We start from the raw sequence: 18,735 nt of genomic DNA on the forward strand, positions 1-18,735 counted from the left end.
TTTGTTCAAACTAAAAACCATTAATGGCTAAAAGCAAACCCAAAACTAAAAAATCACCTAGAAAAAAAATAAAAATGCCTAGTTCTAAGTTATCTAGCCAGCAAAAGTTGGTCTTAGGTAGCTTTCTAGTAATTTTCGGAATAATACTTTGCATTGCCTTTATTTCTTTCTTTTTCACAGGTGAAGCAGACCAGAGTAGTTTATCAAATTTTACGTCGCGTGAAGCAGATGCTCAAAATTGGTTAAGCAAATCTGGAGCTTGGTTAAGCGATTTTTTTATTCAACGTGGTTTTGGTATTGCTTCCTTTATTTTCTCTGGGTTAATTTTCTTATCCGGAGTTTATGTTTTGATGAACCTTAAAAGATCAAAATTAAGAAAACATTGGTTTTGGGGCATTTTAATTGTTATTTGGTTATCTATTTTCTTTGGTTTTTTTAATGACAAAAGCGACGTTCTTGGTGGCACCATTGGCTATGAAATCAATACTTTTTTACAAGATTATATAGGAATAATAGGAACTTCTCTCCTATTATTGTTTGGATTAATATCCTATCTAGCTATTCGTTTTAAAGTAACTTTTGAGAATTTTACCAGCATTTTTAAATCTGCTAAAAGAGAAATTAAAGATGATTTTTCAGATTTAAAAGATGATACTTATGTTTCTTTAGATAATAATTTATCTGATGAAGCCGAAGCTATTAAATCAGCATTTGATTTATCAGTAGACGATAATAAAGATAACCATGCTCCAAAGGTTGAGTCGACACCTTTAAAGGTTAACGTTTCAAAACCAGAAAAAATTGAAGAAGAAGAACTAGAAATAAAAGTTGAAGATATAAAAGAGGAAAGCTCTGAAACAGATAATTTAGCCAACAAGTTAGTTGAAGATTTTGGGCAATTTGATCCAACTCTTGAATTAGCTAAATACCAATTTCCTCCATTAGATTTATTAAAGAAGTATGATAGTGAAGGTATTACAATAAATCAAGAAGAACTTGAAGAGAACAAAAACAAAATTGTAGAAACTTTAAAAAACTATAGCATTGGAATTGCCAGTATAAAAGCGACTATTGGACCAACTGTAACACTTTATGAAATTGTTCCAGATGCTGGAATAAGAATTTCAAAAATTAAAAATTTAGAAGATGATATTGCGTTATCCTTAGCTGCACTAGGTATTCGTATTATTGCCCCTATCCCTGGAAAAGGAACTATTGGTATTGAAGTGCCCAATAAAAATTCAACCATTGTTTCAATGCGTTCAGTAATAGCTTCAAAGAAATTTCAAACTTCCGAGATGCAACTTCCAATTGCTTTAGGAAAAACTATTAGTAATGAAACTTTTGTTGTTGATTTAGCAAAAATGCCTCACTTACTAATGGCTGGAGCTACAGGTCAAGGAAAATCAGTAGGATTGAATGCTGTTTTAACATCTCTTCTTTACAAAAAACATCCAGCTGAAGTAAAGTTTATTTTAGTCGACCCTAAAAAAGTAGAACTAACACTTTTCAACAAAATTGAACGCCATTACTTAGCAAAGTTACCAGATAGTGAAGAGGCCATTATTACAGATAACACCAAAGTTATACATACGTTAAACTCCCTTTGTATTGAAATGGATAATCGCTATGAACTACTTAAAAATGCTATGTGTAGAAATATTGCAGAGTACAATGTAAAGTTTAAGGCGAGAAAATTAAACCCCAATGAAGGACATCAATTCTTGCCCTATATAGTTTTGGTGGTTGATGAGTTTGCTGATTTGATTATGACTGCTGGCAAGGAGGTAGAAACCCCTATTGCACGATTAGCACAATTAGCGCGTGCCATTGGAATTCATTTAATTATTGCTACGCAGCGTCCATCAGTAAATGTTATTACTGGTATCATCAAAGCCAATTTCCCAGCGCGTATAGCTTTTAGAGTAACTTCAAAAATTGACTCACGTACTATTTTAGACGGATCTGGTGCCGACCAACTTATTGGTCGTGGGGATATGCTATTTACACAAGGGAATGATGTAATTAGGGTGCAATGTGCCTTTGTTGACACACCTGAAGTTGAGAAAATAACCGATTATATTGGCTCTCAAAAAGCCTATCCAGAAGCCTATATGTTGCCCGAATATGTTGGAGAAGAAAGTGGCACAAGTCTTGATATAGATATATCTGACAGAGATAAATTGTTTAGAGAAGCTGCCGAAGTTATAGTCACAGCGCAACAAGGTTCAGCGTCATTATTGCAACGTAAATTAAAGCTAGGTTACAACAGAGCTGGTAGATTAATTGATCAATTGGAAGCTGCTGGTATTGTTGGTCCTTTTGAAGGTAGTAAAGCACGACAAGTGTTGGTTTCAGATTTAACAGCATTAGATAAACTTTTAGAAAATGAAAATTAATTTTAAATATAAAATGAGAAAAATTATAGCCGTATTGTTATTAGTATTTTCAGTCAATTCATTTGCTCAGAATAAAGCAAAAACATTATTGAATGAAGTGTCTCAAAAAGTAAAAAGCTATGAAAATATTTCTATCGATTTTAAATATACTTTAGAAAATATTTCTGAAAATATTAAACAAGAAACTAAAGGAGATGTTGTGATGCAAGGAGACAAATACAGGTTGAATATTTTAGGCGTTACACGATTATTCGATGGTAAAACTCTATACAGTATTAGTACGGAAGATGAAGAAGTTACAATATCATCTGAAAATGATGATGAAAATGATGCTATAACACCAAGTAAAATGTTATCTTTTTATGAGGATGGCTATACTTACGCTATGGATATTGAGCAAAATATAAATGGAAGAAAAATTCAATATGTAAAGTTAACACCTATTGATTCTAACTCTGAAATTAAAAATATTCTTTTAGGAATTGATGCGCAGACCAAGCATATTTATAATTTAATTCAAGTTGGAAAAAACGGTACAAAAACAACGTTGACTGTTAATTCTTTTAAAACCAATGAGCTATTATCAAAATCCTTATTTACCTTTGATGCTAATAAATACAAAGATTATTACATCAATAAATTAGATTAGGTCCTTTGAAACAAATATTAACTAATTTTAAAAATATCTTTTTAAAGATTTTTAATAAGAGAACGCAGTGGTTACACACGTTCTTAATTTTATAATTAATTTGATTTTCAAATAATTAGAAAAATTTAAACGTGTGAAAATATTAGACCGTTACATATTAACCACATATCTTAAAACTTTTATCAGCGTGTTTGTTATTCTCATGCTGATATTTATTTTGCAAACTATTTGGCTTTATATAAAAGAGTTAGCTGGTAAAGATTTAGATATTATGGTAATAGTAAAATTCTTGGTCTATTTCATGCCAAAACTTATACCGCTAGTTTTACCTTTAACCATTCTTTTATCCTCTATTATGGTATTTGGTAGTTTTGCCGAAAACTACGAATTCGCAGCAATGAAATCTACGGGGATATCACTACAACGGGCTATGTCTGGTTTAAGCATATTCATTGTTTTTCTTGCTATTGTTACTTTTTTCTTCTCTAATAATGTCATTCCTTGGGCAGAACTTAACTCCTATAATTTGCGAAGGAATATTGCTAAATTAAAACCTGCAATGCTTTTAGCGGAAGGTCAATTTAATGAAGTGGGTAATTACAATATTAAATTTGCTGATAAAAGTGGCGAAAGAGACCAATACCTTGAAGATGTAACTATACACATAAAAGGGAATGATGGTAGAACCAATGCAACAACTATAAAATCTAAAACGGGAGAACTTGCAAGCGAAAAAGACTCTAATGTTTTAAAACTTATTTTATTAGATGGTCATTATTATAGTGATGTTTCTCCAAAAGATTTAAAAGCTAGAAACAAAAAGCCATTTGCTAAAAGTAGCTTCGAAAAGAAGATTATCAATATTGATTTGTCTCAACTTAATAATGTAGATTTTGATGAAAAGTCTCAGACAGATAAATACAATATGCTAAATGTTGTTGGACTAAATAAAACTATAGACTCTTTAGTAGATAAAAATAAAGATGAGCATGAAATATTTGCAAAAAATTTACATCAACGTTCACATCTGTTAAATTCTTCCTTTCCAACGTCAATTAATTCTGGGAGCCCTCCTGTTAATGATTCTATTTTCATAGGCAATCTGTTGGATGTTTTTAATACTAAAAAAAAGGTTGAGTTAACTGATGCTGCGACAAGAGGAATGTCGAGCTCAAAACAAGTAATAACTGCAAAAAAGGATTCCTTAAAAATATCACAAGAGTGGCTTAATAGACATATTATTTCTTTACATGAAAAATTTGCATTAGGCTTTGCATGTATCATCTTATTTTTTGTTGGCGCACCTTTAGGTGCTTTAATTCGTAAAGGTGGAATAGGCTTACCTATGGTAATAGCCATACTGCTATTCTTAACCTATCATTTCATAGGTATTTTTGCTACAAACAGTGCTAAAAAAGGCGGCTTTAATCCTGTACTTGCTAGTTGGTTTTCTACATTAGTTATGTTACCTCTTGGTGTTTTTTTAACAAGGAGAGCTACTGCTGATAAAGGGCTATTTGATTTTGACGGTGTCATAGAACCTTTAAGAAAAGCTCTCAAAATTAAAGAGAAAAATAGCGTTGACTATAGGTTTTTAACTTCTTATAGCAATGAAGAATTAATCAATATAGCTAATAATTATAAGAACCAAGAACACGATGAAGCAACCACCTATGAAGCCTTAAAAGTTTTGATTACACGTGGAAATAGCATTAAGGAATTACGCAAAATGGGATTAACAATCAGTAATAATTACGACATATCTGAAACCATTATAAAATCAGATTATAAACCACATTCTAAGTTTGCTATTACCTTATATGTTATCGGGATTGCTCTACTTGTTCTCCATTTTATATTTAAAAATAACAAAATGCCTTCGTTAGCATCGGCCTCAATTCAATTAAGTTTAATTTCATTAGTTCTATTTATTATTTATTACATTAAATCTTTACTAAATACTTTAAAGTTTTACACCCATATAGGTAAGCCACAAAAAAAGCCAAACCCCCTTTTAATTATTATAGGTTTTCCACTTTATATGATTACATATATGTTCCTTAACGAGAAAATAAAGGAAGACTTAAAACTAAATTGTTTAGAATCTTTAAAATAAGCAATATCTTTGTAAAATGATTGCAGACACTATGACAAAAAAAGAAGCTTCAAAATTCAAGTTAAACACTATAAGTGAAGCTATTGAAGATATTAGAAACGGAAAGGTTATCATTGTTGTAGACGATGAGAATCGAGAAAATGAAGGCGATTTTGTTGCTGCTGCTGAAATGGTGACACCAGAAATGATAAACTTTATGGCAACCCATGGCAGAGGGCTTATTTGTACTCCATTAACTGAAACTAGGTGCAAAGAGTTGGAATTGGGAATGATGGTTAATAATAACACCGACCCTATGGAAACTGCTTTTACCGTTTCGGTAGATTTAAGAGGTCATGGTGTTACTACAGGTATTTCTGCAAAAGACCGTGCAAAAACAGTTAAGGCACTAATAAATAATGAAATAAAACCATTTGACTTAGCACGTCCGGGGCATATTTTTCCATTGGTGGCCAAAGAAGGTGGAGTATTGCGAAGAACTGGACATACTGAAGCTGCTATAGATTTTGCCCGTTTAGCGGGTTTAAAACCTGCTGGAGTTATAGTGGAAATAATGAACGAAGATGGTTCTATGGCACGCTTGCCGGAACTTATTAAAGTTGCAAAAAGGCAAGATTTAAAAATCGTTTCTATTGAAGATTTAGTCGCTTACAGAATGCAACACGACTCTTTAATTGAGAAAAAGGAAGATTTTCAAATAGAAACTCGTTTTGGAAGTTATAGATTAAGAGCTTACAAACAAACTACGAATAATCAAGTGCATATAGCTTTGACAAAAGGCGTTTGGAACGATAATGAAAAGGTTTTAACCCGAATAAACTCTACGCTTATTAACAATGATATTTTAGGAACACTTACAAACAATGTGGATAAGCAACTAGGTAATATGTTCGAGGTTATTAATAAAGAAGAAAAGGGTGCTATCATCTTTATTAATCAAGAAGCACAGTCAATGAGAATATTAAACCGGTTATCTATTTTAAAGGAGAATCAGACTAAGGGTAAAATTTCAAAAGCTCCTAGAATAAACATGGATGCCCGTGATTTCGGTATTGGTGCTCAAATACTTCACGATTTAAATATTCATAAACTACGATTAATTTCTAACACTGAACAAACCAAACGTGTAGGACTTATTGGTTATGGTTTAGAAATTGTGGAATATGTAAAATATTAAGATTTTAAGGACTTTTTTATAACTTCAGCCATCTTTAAAGCTCGCTCTTTAACTTGTTCCTCTGTCCAAGATAACTTTATTAAACAAGAAATATTTCTAGAAATATATAAATCAGATTTTGAAAAATCTTTAGTTTTTAGATATTCCAAACCATCTCTTACTTCTTTAGGAACTGGAAACAACGACTTTAAATCTTTAAGGTGATTCCATTCTTTAATATAATGCCAGTTGTTATTATAATAATTCCAACAAGCATCTATTCCATTTTCACTAAAGCCTTTTAATACTTTATTGACGGTTTCTAAATCTGGCAAAAAGTAATTAAAAAAGGCACCACTTTCTTCTCCTCCTTTTGGAACAGTTCTGAATGTTACTTCTGGGACCTCTGATAAAGCTTCTTTAAATAAGTTCAAGTTTCTTCTTTGAATTTCTAAGAACTCTGGTAAACGCCTTACTTGCCCTAAACCAACGGCTGCATGCAATTCCGATATTCTGAAATTATAACCCAAAAATGGGTGGGTTTCTGCACCACGATCATTACCAATGTGGTCGTGACCATGATCGCTATAATGGTCAGCATTTAAATAATAATCTTTATTGTTTGTTATGACTGCACCTCCTTCTCCACAAGTAATTGTTTTTACAAAATCGAAAGAAAAACAACCCAAATCGCCAATACTTCCTAATGGCTTGTCCTGATATGTTCCACCAATAGCTTGACAAGCATCTTCTACCAAAAGTAAATTGTGTTTGTTACAAACAGTCTGTAAAGCATCCATATGCGCCATACTACCACACATTTGCACTACCATTACAGCCTTTGTTTTAGATGTTATGGCTTGTTCCACGGCTTCTGGATTTAATCCTAAAGTATCATCAATATCGACTAACACAGGAATTGCCCCTAGCATCATAATAGCTTCAAAACTTGCTACAAACGTGAATGTCGGCATAATAACCTCGTCACCTGCTCCTACACCTGCTGATGCCAAAGCTACCGACACAGCTGCTGTTCCGCTTGATACAAGTTGCACGTATTTAGACTGAAAAGTATTTTGCAATTCAGCTTCAAGCTCTTTAGCTTTCCAATGCCCTTTTCTCATGCCATCAAACCCATAACGCATTAATACACCATTGTCTAATACATCGTTTACTTCTTTTCTTTCTAAATCTCCAAATAATTCAAATCCAGGCATAACTATTTTGTTTTTGTTTGCGTTAAGGGTTGGAACTAGTTACCATGTAACGCCGAAATATTTTATATTTCTATTATCGTATCTTTTAATGATTTTCTTACTTTTTTAAAATCTGAAAACATATCGTCTTTAGCTCTAAATCCAACTGGAAGAAGCAAAACCGAGGATAAACCTAAGGTATTTAAACCTAATATTTCATCAAACTTATCGGGTAGAAAACCTTCCATCGGACACGAATCTATCCCTTCAACAGCGCATACTGCCATTAAATTACCAAGCGCTATGTAGGCTTGGTTAGTAGACCACCGCTGGCGCTCTGAAACTGACATCTCTTCTATAGTTGTTATTAAACTCTCTCTGTAAGGTTTTAAAATAGTTTCTGAGGTGTTTCGTATATCTTTGATATTATTATAATAGGTAACAACATCCTCCTTTAATATGTCCTTTTGTATACAAATAGCCAATAAATGTGACGCATCTACAACTTGCTTTTGATTAAATGAATACTTTACTAAACTACTTCTTATATCTTTATTTTCAATGATTAATAATTTTATTGTTTGTAATCCAAAAGATGTAGCTGTAAGATTGAAAGCTTCTTTTAAAATGTTTATTTGATTACTTGATAACTTTTTTGAAGCATCAAATTTTTTGGTAGCATACCGCCACTTTAATTGTTTAATTATACTCATAAAACCTTATAATAACTTTGCAAAAATAACACTTGACATCCGTTTTGAAGTAAAAAATTAGCAAAATATGACGGGTTATTAAATATTAAATTTATTATTAAAAAATTTGGTTTTTATTTGAAAGAAATAAAAAAGGGTTCTATATTTGCACCCGCATTCAGGCAGATAGCTTGATGAGACACTTAAAGGAGAAATGGCAGAGTGGTCGAATGCGGCAGTCTTGAAAACTGTTGAGGGTCACACCTCCGGGGGTTCGAATCCCTCTTTCTCCGCTAAAAAACCATAACAAAAGTTATGGTTTTTTTATTTCATAATTACACTTAAACAAAATTTTATCAAAAAATAGTATCTTAGAAAGCAATCCAAACTAACTCATGCCTGAAACAAAATCTTGGTTACGCGTATTAATAGAATTGCTAGAAGCTTTTTTTGAGAGTTCAAGAACTATCAATAAAAAACGCACATGGCATCAACATGTTGTGCCATATGAGGAAGATTGGGCTGTTCGTCGTGAAGGAAATAAGCGTATTACATCAAAACATCGCAAACAAAGTACCGCGATACGTAAAGCTAAAACTTTAGCAAAAAAACATAAGGCAGATGTCGTTATACATAGAGCTGATGGCACTATCAGAGATCGTATAAATTATGATGACTAATTTACATATAGTTATAAATATGCCCGCTAAATAATGATACAGGAACTTAAAAGCAATTACGGACATTTATTTGAAGAAGCACTTTTAAATGAAATTAATCAGGTTGGTACTTATAAAGAAGTGAGTGAAGGTTCTAAATTAATGGATATTGGGGACTATATTAAAGCAATGCCCCTCTTAGTGTCGGGTGCTGTAAAAATTTTAAGGGAAGATAATGATGGTGATGAACTCCTACTCTATTTTTTAGAAAAAGGTGATACTTGCGCCATGACATTAACTTGCTGTATAGGTCAAACAAAAAGCGAAATAAGAGCTATTGCTGAAAAAGACACAAAGCTTATCATGATACCCATTCAAAAAATGGAAGAATGGTCTTCTAAATATAAAAGTTGGAGGAATTTTGTATTTAACAGCTATCATAACAGGCTAAATGAAATGCTTGAAACTATAGATAGTATTGCCTTTTTAAAGATGGATGAACGTCTTTTAAAATACCTTAATGAAAAAGCCCGAGTTTCTGATAATAACATTATTAATAATACGCATCAGGAAATAGCTTACGAACTACATACATCCAGGGTTGTTATCTCTCGGTTACTTAAAAAACTGGAAAATTTAGGTGAAATCGAACTGCACAGAAGTCATATTGTGATTAAAAATATATAGCTTTTGTTTGTAACCTATGTTACTGTACAGACAACACCAACAACTTAATTTTGCCATAAATAAAGAAGATTTATTTTATGGAAATTATAGAAATTGTAGGTTTTATTGGTGCCTTCGTTATTGGTACGGTGCTTGGACTTTTGGGTGGCGGCGGATCCATTTTAACCGTACCCTTATTGGTATATCTATTAAGCTACAATCCTATAATTGCTACTTCATATTCACTATTTGTAGTCGGCTCATCTTCTGTCGTTGGAGTTATTCAAAAACAGCGTGAAAAACTAGTAGATTTTAAAACTGGATTAGCCTTTTCATTTCCATCCTTTTTAGCTGTTTATGCTTCCAGAAGATACTTGGTTCCTAATATTCCAAACGAAATTTTTACGCTATTTGATTTTACTCTTACTAAAAACATGGCTATCATGGTGTTTTTTGCAATTATCATGCTTGTTGCAGCGGCTTCGATGATAAACAATAATAAAACACATGAAACCCCATTTACAAAGCAACCCTATTACAAAACTTTTATACAAGGACTTATAATAGGAACAACAACAGGTTTAATTGGCGCGGGTGGTGGATTTTTATATGTTCCTGCATTAGTACTTTGGGCAGGATTAACAATGAAAAAAGCAGTAGCAACCTCCTTAGTTATAATAGCTATTAACTCAATTATTGGGTTTATTGGTGATTTACATACCTTGGATATTGAGTGGGTATTTCTCCTTTCATTTTCAGGTTTAACCATTTTTGGAATATTGGTTGGTGGCTATTTTTCAAAGTTTATTTCAAATAAAGAATTAAAGAAATGGTTTGGTTTCTTTATACTAGTTATGGCTATTTATATTATTATTAAAGAAGTGTCGCAAAAATAAATAGTAACTTTTGTTACTGATTATTTTTTATATATAAATTATATTTACTAAAATTTTACTATCGTTATGAAAATCGAACAAATATATACTGGTTGTTTAGCACAGGGAGCTTATTATATAGAAAGCAAGGGTGAAGTTGCTATTATAGATCCTTTAAGAGAAGTGAAGCCATATATTAATAGAGCCAAATTAGATGATGCAAAAATTAAATATATTTTTGAGACTCATTTTCATGCTGATTTTGTAAGTGGTCATGTAACACTTTCCAAAAAAACAGGCGCTCCAATTATATTTGGTCCAAATGCTGAAACCAACTTTGATGCTATTATTGCTAAAGATGATCAAGAATTTAAACTAGGTGATGTTACTATAAAAGTACTTCATACGCCTGGGCATACTATGGAAAGTTCTGTGTTTTTATTAAAAGATGAAAACGGAAAAGACCATGCTATTTTTAGTGGTGACACCTTGTTTTTAGGTGATGTTGGTCGTCCAGATTTGGCACAAAAAATGGGAGAACTTACAGAAAAAGATTTGGCTGGATTTCTATTTGATAGTTTAAGGACCAAAATAATGCCTTTGGCAGACGATGTAATTGTATATCCGGCTCATGGCGCGGGTTCTGCTTGTGGTAAAAACTTAAGCAAAGAAACTGTTGATACTCTAGGAAACCAAAAGAAAACCAACTATGCACTTCGTGCAGATATGACTAAAGAGGAGTTCATAGATGAAGTCACCGAAGGTTTGTTACCTCCTCCACAATACTTTCCATTAAATGTAAAAATGAACAAGGAAGGTTATGATGATTTTGATAAAGTATTACAGCGAAGTGCACAAGCACTAACACCAGAAGCATTTGAAACTGCTGCAAATGAAACCGAAGCCGTAGTATTAGATGTTCGCCATCAAGATGATTTTGCCAAAGGCCACATACCACGTTCTATTTTTATTGGATTAGAAGGAGGTTTTGCACCGTGGGTTGGAGCATTAATTGCTGATGTAAAACAACCTATTTTATTAGTAACACCAGAAGGTCGTGAAGAAGAGACCATAACACGTTTATCTAGAGTTGGTTTTGATTATGTAATAGGATATTTAAAAGGTGGTTTTGAAGCTTGGAAAAATACTTCGAAAGAATATGATACAGTTAGTTCTCTTCCTGCATCAGCATTAAAAAAGGCAAAAGATGATGGTGAGGTTTCTGTATTCGATGTTAGAAAGAATGGTGAATATTTATCTGAGCATGTTATTAATGCAAATAACACACCTCTTGATTATATTAATGATTATTTAGCTGAATTTCCAGATAATAAAACATTTTTTATACACTGTGCTGGAGGCTATAGAAGTATGATAGCTGCATCTATTCTGAAAAGCAGAGGTATTCATAACTTAATTGATATAAAAGGGGGATTTAAAGCTATAAAGGAAGCTGGTGTTGAGGTATCAAATTATGTTTGTCCATCAACATTATAAATTTAAACAGATGAAATATATTTTAATGATGTCTATATTCTCTTTCTTGTTTAGTTGTAATACACAGCAATCCGATAATATTGTCACACTTGACAAAAACACTTTTAAATCTGAAATAGAAGAGAGAAAAGTTGTTTTAGTAGATGTTAGAACGCCAAAAGAGTTTGAATCTGGTCATATAACAGATGCTATTAATATTAATTTTTATGACACTAAAAAATTTGTATCGTCTTTTAATAAGCTAAACAAAGAAGAGCCGGTTTATTTATACTGCCGTTCTGGAAAACGAAGCTTAAAAGCAGCAAAACGATTAGATAGTCTTGGGTTTAAAAAAATATATGATCTTAAAGGTGGGTATTTAGACTGGAACTAAAATTTAATTAATGTCTTTTTTTCTTTTAAAAAACCCATACGTATTTTGACTCAAAAAATCTTTTGGAAACTTCTCGTCTCCTGAAAATCCTAACTCTATTTTTCCACTGTCTTCAGGAATGTAATTAGTTTTAAAAATATAGTCCCATAGGCTTAAACTGATACCAAAATTCACTCCATATTTTCCTTCCGGTAAATTATAAGCATGATGATACAAATGCATCACAGGATTATTTATAATATATTTAAGTGGTCCCCAAGTTATTTTTATGTTGGAATGATTGAAATGTCCTATTGCTATGGCTAAAAAATGAATAATATAGGCTTGTTCGGGTTCGAATCCAAACAATATCATAACCCCAAAAGTTTTCAATGGCTTGTATAAAATATTTTCCATCCAATGGTAACGTAAATGAGCAGCAAAACCCATTTCTTTTACACTGTGGTGTACTTTATGAAATCTCCAAAAAAGCGGAAACTTATGTAAAAGTATATGTGTAAACCATTGCACAAAATCGAGCACAATAAAGAAAACTAATAATTGTATCCACATAGACCATTCAGAAGGGTCGAAAAGCGCTATGGTTTTATTTGTTATTCCAATATTTTCAAAAATTTCTTGTAATACTTTATAAAAACCACTTATTGCAATTGAAAAAATGAAAAAATTAAAGAACATATAAAACCCATCCAGCCAAAAATCTTTTCTAAAAATAGACTGCTCCTTCCTCCAAGGAAACAATATTTCTAAAACCCAAACGAATAATGAAATCAAAATCAAGCCCCAAAAATAATTAGTATACCAAGGCACCTCAAAAGCAATAGATTTCCAAGTCCAATCTATTGTTCCATAAAAAGCATTAACAAAAGCATTAATATATTTTTCCATACTAAAATGTAATAGGGAGTAATTATTCTATAAAATTCAATATTATTGTGTAACATATGTTACTGCATGAATTATAAAAAACAATTTTATTTGCAAACTTAAATATAAAAATAATGAATTGGATATTTGAACCTTGGCCATGGTATGTTTCTGGCCCTATGATAGCATTAATCATGTTTTTACTTATTATGGTTGGTAAAAATTTTGGAATGTCGTCTAACCTAAGAACCATGTGTGCTCTCTGCGGTGCAGGAAAACATTCTGATTTTTTTAAGTTCGATTGGAAATCTCAAAAATGGAATTTAATGGTTGTGCTTGGTGCCATTATTGGTGGTTTTATTGCTTCTCATTACTTAACTAATGATTTCGCGGTCAATATTAATCCTGATACCATTACAGAATTAAACACCTTAGGCTTTAAAAGTGCTGGTAAATCTTATTTACCAATTGAATTGTTTGATGCCGATGCGTTTACAGATATTAAAAGCTTACTTATATTATCAATAGGTGGTCTTTTAGTTGGTTTCGGAACGAGGTATGCTGGTGGTTGTACCTCTGGTCATGCTATATCAGGTTTAAGTAATCTACAATTACCATCATTAATTGCTGTAATGGGGTTTTTTATAGGTGGCTTGGTGATGATTCATTTTATTTTCCCTTTAATTTTTTAAGCTATGGCAAGAACAGTTATTTATTTATTGATAGGAATTGTATTCGGGATAACCATGTTTAAATCTGAAGCTGCATCTTGGTTTCGAATTTATGAAATGTTTAAATTTCAATCCTTCCACATGTATGGCATCATAGGCTCAGCTTTAGTAATAGGAATTATCGTTATTCAAGCAATAAAACGTTTTAAAATTAAGTCAATTTACAATGAAGACATTAAGTTCATTCCAAAGGATAAAGGAATTACTCGGTATTTAGCAGGCGGGATAATTTTTGGCCTAGGTTGGGCGTTAGCAGGTGCATGTCCAGGTCCCATGTTCACTCTATTGGGCGCAGGCTTTTTGCCTATTTTAATAGTGATATTCTTTGCGATAGTTGGCACTTATATATATGGAGTAATTAAAGATAAACTACCTCATTAATGTTCTAGAATGAATTCAATAAAAAAAGCCTGAGAACTAATATTCTCAGGCTTTTTTTTCGTCGGGGTGGCAGGATTCGAACCTGCGACCTCCGCGTCCCAAACGCGGCGCGATAACCGGGCTACGCTACACCCCGAATTGGTTATCAAAAATTGCGGAGAGACGGGGATTCGAACCCCGGCGACAGTTACCCGTCGACAGATTAGCAATCTGCTCCATTACCACTCTGGCACCTCTCCTTTTTTAAAAGAACTCAGCAATAAAATTGCGGTTGCAAATGTAATTCATCCTATACTAGAACGCAACTATTTTATTTATTTTTTTAGAAATTTTATTCAGGGTATTCTATTCGCAAATGATAAATATTTGCTAGTTTGTATTTTAGGACTTTTTTTATAGACTGAATTTCTTTGAAAGTTATATTAGCATTTAAAAATTGGTTTTCTTCAATTTGTTTATTAATAATATTTTCAACAAAAGCTTCTATTTTAGTTGTTGTGGGCTCCTTTAAACTTTTAGATGCTGCTTCAATACTATCACACATCATTAAAATAGCTGTTTCTTTACTAAATGGTTTTGGTCCTGGGTATTTAAAATCACCTTTATCAACCTCCGGAAAATCTTTCAATTCTTTCGTGTAAAAATAATAGACCAAACTCGTGCCATGATGTGTTCTTATAAAATCAATAACTCTATCGGGTAAATTATTTTTCTTAGCTATTTCAATACCTTCAATAACATGGTTTATTATAATACTAGCACTTTCTTTTGAGGATAATTCATCATGCGGGTTAATTCCTGTGGATTGATTCTCAGTAAAATATGTTGGGTTTTTCATTTTACCAATATCATGATATAATGCACCTACTCTAACCAACATAGCATTGGCTCCTATTTCATTGGCGCTTGCTTCAGCTAAATTAGCTACGTTAAGTGAATGATGAAATGTTCCTGGTGCTTTGTTTGATAGCTCTTTAAGTAATTTACTGTTAGTATCTGATAACTCCAAAAGAGATACATCAGAAACTAATCCAAATAATTTTTCATAAGCATAAATTAAAGGCTGTACAAAAAGCGTTGCTAATCCACATAAAATAAACCAAATAAAGGTCTCCCATTTAAGCTCATCTATACTTCCTTCATGAATCACAAAAAATGCGAAATATGCTATAATGTAAATAAGAGTTATCTGCCCAACCGAAATAAATAAATTAGCCCGTTTATATAATTCAGAAACGGTTAATATCGTTACTATTCCCGCAATAATTTGAAGAAACATATACTCATAACTATTTGGTACAATAAAACCCAATAAAAGCACTGTAAGCACATGTGCAAACAGACCTAATCTAGCATCAAAAAAGGCTTTAAACACTAATGGCAAAATACAAATAGGCACAATGTAAATGTATTTCGAGTTATAATTAACCACCAAAGTAGTTATGAATATCATTAAGGAAAGGTTGAAAAATATAAAGGTAACTTTGGTGTTATTTTCAAAAACAACTGGTCTATATTTTCGCAAAAATAATAGCAACATGAGTAATGCTAAAGCTACTAGCAAGGTATAAGCAAACAATACCCAGTTATAGTTTGATTTACTCCAAACTTGCGACTCATATTCAGATTGCAAAGACTTTAAAATCTGGTACTTTTCTAAATCAACAACTTCGCCTTTTGAAACTATTAAAGTTTCTTTAGCTATACTCCCTCTTGTGTAGGCTATTTTAGCTAGTTCATCTTCTAAAGCTTTATCAGTAAATGATTTGTTAAACGTTACATTAGGCTCAATAATATCAAAAAACAAAGCAACAAAGTCAGTTTTATAGCTTAAGTAATTGTTTTCTGATAATACTTTATCAATGGCTGGAGTTAATTCGTCTTGTTTAATTAAATTCGAATAAAAGCCTTCATTAATTTTTTCTCGTCCGTCAAGAATCGTAATTGCTCTATCATCCAAAAAATCATAGTTTTCACCTAAAACACCATATTTGTACAATTCTGAAATAATAGATTTACCAACAACATACAAATTATTTGCAATACGCGTAGGTAGAGAATCTGCTAACTGTATTTTAAACTGTTTATCATACTCACTTTCAACCTTGATTTTAACACTATTATCTATATCAAAATATAGTTGTGCATTTTCTGAAATTACTTTCTTATCGGCGTCAATTTCTGCATCGGTTTTTTTAATAGCAAAATCAAATGGCGCATATAAGTTTTCCGATTGCCAAGGCTTACCCTTTTCAAAGCTGTATTTAAACTTTCCACTTTTTGGAAATAAATAAACAATTAAAAATGTAGTAGCAATAAACAGTAAACCTTTATAAATTAAGGAGTGGTTTCGGTATAGTCTATTTATAAAGTCTTTCATTTAAAAGAATAATGAAATCAAATGTAATAAAATTCTAAGCTTTAACCATTTTTTATAATAAAGGAATACTTTAAAATTCTACTAAAAAATCATTATTTTCGCAACTACTAAACTAAAGTATTAAATACATGAATAACGAAGTAGTCATCGTTTCTGCTGCAAGAACCCCAATTGGCAGCTTTCTAGGAGCTTTATCAACTATTCCTGCACCTAATTTGGGTGCCATTGCTATAAAAGGCGCACTAAATAAAATTAATTTAAAACCTGAATTAGTTGAAGAAGTGTTAATGGGGAATGTTGTTCAGGCAGGAACTGGACAAGCACCTGCAAGACAAGCGGCTATTTATGCTGGTATTCCTAATACAGTTCCATGTACGACAGTAAATAAGGTATGTGCTTCTGGTATGAAAGCAGTTATGCAAGCAGCACAATCAATCGCTTTAGGTGATACTAATATTGTTGTTGCTGGCGGTATGGAAAACATGAGTTTAATACCTCATTATTTACACGCTCGTACAGGGACAAAATTTGGTCCGTCTACGTTAGTTGATGGCATGCAAAAAGATGGATTGGTAGATGCTTATAACCAAAATGCTATGGGAGTTTGTGCTGATGCATGTGCGGTAAAATATAATTTCTCAAGAGAAGAACAGGATGCTTATGCTATTCAGTCATATAAACGTTCTGCTAGCGCTTGGGAAGCAGGTAAATTTGATAATGAAGTGGTGCCAGTTGAAGTGCCTCAACGTCGTGGAGAACCTATTATTGTGTCTAAAGATGAAGAATTCACAAACGTTAGAATGGATAAAATTCCTCAATTACGACCTGCTTTTACGAAGGATGGTACCGTAACTGCAGCCAATGCATCTACTATAAATGATGGTGCCGGTGCTATGGTGTTAATGAGCAAATCTAAAGCAGATGAGTTGGGTTTAAAACCATTAGCTACTTTAAAAAGTTATGCGGATGCTGCACACGAACCTGAATGGTTTACTACTGCACCAGCAAAAGCATTACCAAAGGCTTTAGAAAAAGCAGGTATAAAGATTAATGATGTTGATTTTTTTGAGTTTAATGAAGCTTTTTCTGTAGTTGGTTTAGCCAATATGAAAATTTTAGGGTTAAATGATAGTAATGTGAATGTAAATGGTGGCGCTGTATCACTTGGACATCCGCTTGGTTGTTCTGGTGTTAGAATTTTAATTACGCTTTTAAATGTTTTAGAACAGAATAATGCAAAAATCGGTGCTGCAGCTATTTGTAATGGTGGTGGTGGTGCTTCGGCAATGATTATTGAACGAAATTAAGGGTATTTAATGCAATACGGAATTTGTAATTTAAGCATTGTTCCTCTCAGAAATGAACCTGCAGACACAAGTGAATTGGTATCACAAGTGCTTTATGGTGAGATTTTTAAAATATTAGAACAGCGCAAAAATTGGTTTAGAATAAGACTTGCTTTCGATAAATATGAGGGTTGGATTGATAACAAACAATACTTCGAAATATCTCAAGATCAATATAAAGACTTAAATTCAGAAATTCCTAAATTGTCATTAGACTTAGTTGAGTTTGTTGAGGACGATAACGTTCAATTAAAACCCATACTTCTTGGTTCTACGTTGAATGGACTATCAATTTTAAATCAAAAATACGATGGCATTACAACAATAAAAAAGGAACCAAAAGACTATCTTTTAAAAACGGCATTCCTATATTTAAATACCCCTTACCTTTGGGGAGGAAAAACTCCATTTGGGATAGATTGTTCTGGTTTCACCCAAATGGTTTATAAGTTGAACGGCTATAAATTATTACGTGATGCATCGCAACAAGCAACACAAGGTGAAGCTTTAAGTTTTATTGAGGAAAGTGAACCTGGAGATTTAGCTTTTTTTGATAATGATGAAGGTATCATAACCCATGTTGGTATCATAATGCCCGATAACTATATTATCCATGCACACGGCAAGGTAAGAATAGACAGGTTAGACCACTCTGGGATATATAATGTAGATAAAAGAGCGCACACTCATAAACTACGTGTCATTAAAAAAATCATATAAAAAAAGCCGCAAATTGCGGCTTTTTTATTTTG

Annotated in this window: 17 protein-coding genes and 3 tRNA genes; 14 read left to right on the forward strand and 6 right to left on the reverse strand. The window is 32.4% G+C overall.

Annotation, left to right across the window (positions count from 1 at the left end; translation table 11 throughout):
• Positions 1 to 23 precede the first annotated feature (23 nt).
• The 4 genes from L3X39_RS09380 to ribB all read left to right on the forward strand — a co-directional run bounded on the left by L3X39_RS09380 (position 24) and on the right by ribB (position 6,341).
• Positions 24 to 2,399 (forward strand): DNA translocase FtsK, encoded by a 2,376-nt coding sequence (locus L3X39_RS09380; protein ID WP_237231528.1) that lies wholly within the window; start codon positions 24 to 26, stop codon positions 2,397 to 2,399.
• 13 nt (positions 2,400 to 2,412) lie between these two features.
• Positions 2,413 to 3,048: an outer membrane lipoprotein periplasmic chaperone LolA1 gene (lolA1, locus tag L3X39_RS09385; protein ID WP_237231529.1), complete on the forward strand. Its 636-nt coding sequence runs from the start codon at positions 2,413 to 2,415 to the stop codon at positions 3,046 to 3,048.
• Between the two features lie 133 nt (positions 3,049 to 3,181).
• The gene (locus L3X39_RS09390; protein WP_369411637.1) at positions 3,182 to 5,164 is read left to right on the forward strand and encodes an LptF/LptG family permease; all 1,983 of its coding nucleotides are present in this window, start codon (positions 3,182 to 3,184) and stop codon (positions 5,162 to 5,164) included.
• Between the two features lie 31 nt (positions 5,165 to 5,195).
• Positions 5,196 to 6,341 carry a 3,4-dihydroxy-2-butanone-4-phosphate synthase gene (gene ribB, locus L3X39_RS09395; protein ID WP_237231530.1) on the forward strand — a complete coding sequence of 382 codons (1,146 nt, stop codon included), beginning with the start codon at positions 5,196 to 5,198 and terminating at the stop codon, positions 6,339 to 6,341.
• Here the strand turns inward: ribB and L3X39_RS09400 are convergent.
• Together L3X39_RS09400 and L3X39_RS09405 are read right to left on the reverse strand one after the other, a co-directional pair.
• Complete coding sequence (locus tag L3X39_RS09400; protein ID WP_237231531.1) at positions 6,338 to 7,537, reverse strand: DegT/DnrJ/EryC1/StrS family aminotransferase; 1,200 nt, start codon at positions 7,535 to 7,537, stop codon at positions 6,338 to 6,340. The two genes, ribB and L3X39_RS09400, sit on opposite strands and share 4 nt — an antisense overlap.
• Positions 7,538 to 7,599: 62 nt before the next feature.
• Positions 7,600 to 8,229 carry an NAD(P)H-dependent oxidoreductase gene (locus L3X39_RS09405; protein WP_237231532.1) on the reverse strand — a complete coding sequence of 210 codons (630 nt, stop codon included), beginning with the start codon at positions 8,227 to 8,229 and terminating at the stop codon, positions 7,600 to 7,602.
• A gap of 187 nt (positions 8,230 to 8,416) precedes the next feature.
• Here L3X39_RS09405 and L3X39_RS09410 point away from each other — a divergent pair.
• The 6 genes from L3X39_RS09410 (at position 8,417) to L3X39_RS09435 (ending at position 12,278) form a co-directional block, all read left to right on the forward strand.
• Positions 8,417 to 8,501, forward strand: a tRNA-Ser gene (locus tag L3X39_RS09410).
• A gap of 102 nt (positions 8,502 to 8,603) precedes the next feature.
• Complete coding sequence (locus L3X39_RS09415) at positions 8,604 to 8,888, forward strand: DUF2188 domain-containing protein (protein ID WP_237231533.1); 285 nt, start codon at positions 8,604 to 8,606, stop codon at positions 8,886 to 8,888.
• 33 nt (positions 8,889 to 8,921) lie between these two features.
• A complete protein-coding gene (locus tag L3X39_RS09420; protein ID WP_237231534.1) occupies positions 8,922 to 9,554 on the forward strand; it encodes a Crp/Fnr family transcriptional regulator in 633 nt (210 codons plus the stop codon).
• Positions 9,555 to 9,631: 77 nt separating this feature from the next.
• The gene (locus L3X39_RS09425; protein WP_237231535.1) at positions 9,632 to 10,429 is read left to right on the forward strand and encodes a sulfite exporter TauE/SafE family protein; all 798 of its coding nucleotides are present in this window, start codon (positions 9,632 to 9,634) and stop codon (positions 10,427 to 10,429) included.
• A gap of 66 nt (positions 10,430 to 10,495) precedes the next feature.
• Complete coding sequence (locus L3X39_RS09430) at positions 10,496 to 11,905, forward strand: MBL fold metallo-hydrolase (protein ID WP_237231536.1); 1,410 nt, start codon at positions 10,496 to 10,498, stop codon at positions 11,903 to 11,905.
• A 10-nt stretch (positions 11,906 to 11,915) separates the two neighbouring features.
• Positions 11,916 to 12,278: a rhodanese-like domain-containing protein gene (locus L3X39_RS09435; RefSeq protein ID WP_237231537.1), complete on the forward strand. Its 363-nt coding sequence runs from the start codon at positions 11,916 to 11,918 to the stop codon at positions 12,276 to 12,278.
• A gap of 3 nt (positions 12,279 to 12,281) precedes the next feature.
• On the opposite strand, the gene L3X39_RS09440 is transcribed toward L3X39_RS09435, so the two are convergent.
• Complete coding sequence (locus L3X39_RS09440; protein WP_237231538.1) at positions 12,282 to 13,166, reverse strand: sterol desaturase family protein; 885 nt, start codon at positions 13,164 to 13,166, stop codon at positions 12,282 to 12,284.
• Between the two features lie 113 nt (positions 13,167 to 13,279).
• On the opposite strand from L3X39_RS09440, the gene L3X39_RS09445 reads away from it, so the two are divergent.
• Entirely contained in the window at positions 13,280 to 13,837 is a 558-nt protein-coding gene (locus tag L3X39_RS09445) for a YeeE/YedE family protein (protein ID WP_237231539.1), read from the forward strand.
• 3 nt (positions 13,838 to 13,840) lie between these two features.
• The gene (locus tag L3X39_RS09450; RefSeq protein WP_237231540.1) at positions 13,841 to 14,257 is read left to right on the forward strand and encodes a YeeE/YedE family protein; all 417 of its coding nucleotides are present in this window, start codon (positions 13,841 to 13,843) and stop codon (positions 14,255 to 14,257) included.
• A gap of 61 nt (positions 14,258 to 14,318) precedes the next feature.
• Here the strand turns inward: L3X39_RS09450 and L3X39_RS09455 are convergent.
• From L3X39_RS09455 to L3X39_RS09465, 3 genes are all read right to left on the reverse strand, one after another.
• Positions 14,319 to 14,393, reverse strand: a tRNA-Pro gene (locus tag L3X39_RS09455).
• 19 nt (positions 14,394 to 14,412) lie between these two features.
• Positions 14,413 to 14,496: transfer RNA gene (locus L3X39_RS09460), tRNA-Ser, on the reverse strand.
• A 92-nt stretch (positions 14,497 to 14,588) separates the two neighbouring features.
• On the reverse strand, positions 14,589 to 16,637 hold the full coding sequence (locus L3X39_RS09465; protein ID WP_237231541.1) for an HD family phosphohydrolase: 2,049 nt from the start codon (positions 16,635 to 16,637) through the stop codon (positions 14,589 to 14,591).
• Between the two features lie 128 nt (positions 16,638 to 16,765).
• On the opposite strand from L3X39_RS09465, the gene L3X39_RS09470 reads away from it, so the two are divergent.
• A complete protein-coding gene (locus tag L3X39_RS09470; protein WP_237231542.1) occupies positions 16,766 to 17,944 on the forward strand; it encodes an acetyl-CoA C-acyltransferase in 1,179 nt (392 codons plus the stop codon).
• A 9-nt stretch (positions 17,945 to 17,953) separates the two neighbouring features.
• On the forward strand, positions 17,954 to 18,703 hold the full coding sequence (locus L3X39_RS09475; protein WP_237231543.1) for a C40 family peptidase: 750 nt from the start codon (positions 17,954 to 17,956) through the stop codon (positions 18,701 to 18,703).
• Positions 18,704 to 18,735: the final 32 nt, after the last annotated feature.

The organism is Flaviramulus multivorans, assembly GCF_021728415.1.
Lineage (GTDB): Bacteria > Bacteroidota > Bacteroidia > Flavobacteriales > Flavobacteriaceae > Sabulilitoribacter > Sabulilitoribacter multivorans.

Bases quoted from the DNA above. Each gene is read 5' to 3' on its own strand.
- L3X39_RS09400 (WP_237231531.1), bottom strand. From the start codon at position 7,537: ATGCCTGGATTTGAATTATTTGGAGATTTAGAAAGAAAAGAAGTAAAC.
- L3X39_RS09430 (WP_237231536.1), top strand. From the start codon at position 10,496: ATGAAAATCGAACAAATATATACTGGTTGTTTAGCACAGGGAGCTTAT.
- L3X39_RS09435 (WP_237231537.1), top strand. From the start codon at position 11,916: ATGAAATATATTTTAATGATGTCTATATTCTCTTTCTTGTTTAGTTGT.
- L3X39_RS09415 (WP_237231533.1), top strand. From the start codon at position 8,604: ATGCCTGAAACAAAATCTTGGTTACGCGTATTAATAGAATTGCTAGAA.
- lolA1 (WP_237231529.1), top strand. From the start codon at position 2,413: ATGAGAAAAATTATAGCCGTATTGTTATTAGTATTTTCAGTCAATTCA.
- L3X39_RS09470 (WP_237231542.1), top strand. From the start codon at position 16,766: ATGAATAACGAAGTAGTCATCGTTTCTGCTGCAAGAACCCCAATTGGC.
- L3X39_RS09380 (WP_237231528.1), top strand. From the start codon at position 24: ATGGCTAAAAGCAAACCCAAAACTAAAAAATCACCTAGAAAAAAAATA.
- L3X39_RS09445 (WP_237231539.1), top strand. From the start codon at position 13,280: ATGAATTGGATATTTGAACCTTGGCCATGGTATGTTTCTGGCCCTATG.
- L3X39_RS09440 (WP_237231538.1), bottom strand. From the start codon at position 13,166: ATGGAAAAATATATTAATGCTTTTGTTAATGCTTTTTATGGAACAATA.
- L3X39_RS09465 (WP_237231541.1), bottom strand. From the start codon at position 16,637: ATGAAAGACTTTATAAATAGACTATACCGAAACCACTCCTTAATTTAT.
- L3X39_RS09475 (WP_237231543.1), top strand. From the start codon at position 17,954: ATGCAATACGGAATTTGTAATTTAAGCATTGTTCCTCTCAGAAATGAA.
- ribB (WP_237231530.1), top strand. From the start codon at position 5,196: ATGACAAAAAAAGAAGCTTCAAAATTCAAGTTAAACACTATAAGTGAA.
- L3X39_RS09425 (WP_237231535.1), top strand. From the start codon at position 9,632: ATGGAAATTATAGAAATTGTAGGTTTTATTGGTGCCTTCGTTATTGGT.
- L3X39_RS09420 (WP_237231534.1), top strand. From the start codon at position 8,922: ATGATACAGGAACTTAAAAGCAATTACGGACATTTATTTGAAGAAGCA.
- L3X39_RS09405 (WP_237231532.1), bottom strand. From the start codon at position 8,229: ATGAGTATAATTAAACAATTAAAGTGGCGGTATGCTACCAAAAAATTT.
- L3X39_RS09450 (WP_237231540.1), top strand. From the start codon at position 13,841: ATGGCAAGAACAGTTATTTATTTATTGATAGGAATTGTATTCGGGATA.